At 68.8% G+C, this 417-nt stretch carries 1 pseudogene; it reads right to left on the bottom strand.

From position 1 onward, the window contains the following. Positions 1-417: pseudogene (locus AAIO73_RS20240) on the bottom strand (acyl-CoA dehydrogenase); the annotation flags it as partial.

Below are 417 nucleotides of genomic sequence, written 5' to 3'. Positions count from 1 at the left end.
GCGCGGGAACAGGTCGGCGAGGCGCGATGCCTGGAACGGATCGGAAGCGCGCTCGTGGGTGGTCAGGTGGTCACGCACTGCATCGAGCAGGCCGGCGATGCCCCCGGCATGAACCGCGGCGAAGCGCAGCGCGCCTCCGCTGAAGAACGGCTCCCGCGCATAGCTGCCGGGCTCGCCGATACGGCCGTCTTCACGGATCACAGAGCCGGACCAGCGCACCAGATGTGTCTCCGAGCGCTGCATGCCGATCGTCTGCCACCACTCCCGATCGATGGCAGGCGGATCGGCATCCAGGTCGAGCAGGAGCAGCTGCGGCCCGCGTTCGCTATCCGCAGTTACCAGCGCGTGAGTCAGTATCCCCGCCCCCGATGCATAGCCCTTGCCGCCGGTCAGCCGTCCGCCGGTAAGCACCAGCGA

The organism is Sphingomonas epibiotica (assembly GCF_039615155.1).
In the GTDB taxonomy this organism is placed as follows: Bacteria; Pseudomonadota; Alphaproteobacteria; order Sphingomonadales; family Sphingomonadaceae; genus Sphingomonas.
Note: the sequence above shows the minus strand (reverse complement) of the source record. Positions and strands in the feature narration are given on the sequence as shown.